Consider the following 1,380-nt stretch of genomic DNA (forward strand, 5'->3'; position numbering starts at 1 on the left):
GATGGATGGTTAATTAATTGCTGCTCATGGAGCCAGCCCATGAGAAAACAGGCGTAACCATGGAGATTATCCGGTAAGGGCGGTTCGCTGCCCACGGCCTGTTTCAGCAATTGAAAAGCCTCCATCATTCTCTCGCGATGCCGGGGCATATTGTAAATGCGGGTTTTGTCATCAGGTTTGGGGTAGGTCATGACGTTGAAAATATAAGCGAATGCCGTCACCAGGTCCTCCGGTTCCGGAAATGGTATCTGGCTCTTCAGCCAGGTAGCAGACGAAGCGGCCTGCCCCGCTTTTTTGGTTCTGACAAATACTGCATGGCTTTGGCTGGTTGACATATTCTCAGCCGCGCCCTGATAGCTCCAAACGTCGACCCTCTGGGTAACAGCCCTGGTTAATTCGCTGGCCGGTATGGAGCTTAACTGGTTGGTAAATGAGTTCCCTGAATAGCATTCGTTTATTGTTGTCAACTGATGAACTCTGCGAGCCTGGTCAGCAAAAATGGCAATATGTAATGCCCTGTACAGCACTTCGTGTTCATCGTCTGGCTCGGGAAGATAGCAGGGCTTTTCGCGCAGGGTCTTTAGCAGGAGTTCATATCTGGAAAACAGTAAAACCGGGGAATCAAAGGCTGAATACGGATAATAATTATTTACCGTTGTAAATTGACTGGCTATATCGGCCAGCTGTTGCGTTATGGCAATGGGGGACGCCAGAGGTTCGGTGTTGGGATACAGACCACTGTCAATGAGTAGTTTGAACCAATGATCCGACAGCCGTTTCTGCTGGCCAGAGCGAAATTGTTTTATTTTCTCTACATCACTGGCCTGGCTGATTGTACCATTGTTCAATGCGTACTGAATAAACCAGGATCTTAGCTGGCTCCGGGCTTTCTCAGCATTCAACAGGTTGGCTGTTGCCCACTGCTTATAAGCTTCCTTACGTTTGCTGCTGGCCTTTTCCAGAAATATGGATGATGCCTCAGCAGGTGCCTTTTTCAGTTGCTGCTCGTGCATCTTCAGAAACCTTTCCGACTCAATCAGGTAACATGCACCCAGTGCCATCATTGCGCCGGGATCCAGGCTAGCGAACGAATTCGGTGGGCCAACGATTACAACCCTGCGCTCATTTTCAGTCAGGATGCCTCCGACCTTCTGTTTCGGAAATAGTTGATGTACTACCTTGCAGGTGCAGGCGTATGGCGGTTTTATATCCTCTGCCGGACATATGTCACCCCAGAACCACCGGTTAAACTTCTTTATGCCGGACTTATCATCAAGCGCTGGCGAGAAGTTGCTGTTAATGGCAATGTCCAACAGTGTTTTGACCTGCTCAGTGAAAGACCACTGTTGGTTTGCTATGCACATTGACCGAACGACATTA

At 49.0% G+C, this 1,380-nt stretch carries 1 protein-coding gene; it reads right to left on the reverse strand.

What is annotated here, in order from left to right; genetic code table 11:
• On the reverse strand, window positions 1–1,364 hold a 1,364-nt coding region (locus J7438_RS25485; RefSeq protein WP_209278844.1), incomplete at its 3' end, for a hypothetical protein.
• Between the last annotated feature and the right edge of the window lie 16 nt (window positions 1,365–1,380).

It is taken from the genome of Thalassotalea sp. G20_0 (genome assembly GCF_017744175.1).
Lineage (GTDB): Bacteria > Pseudomonadota > Gammaproteobacteria > Pseudomonadales > Endozoicomonadaceae > Endozoicomonas.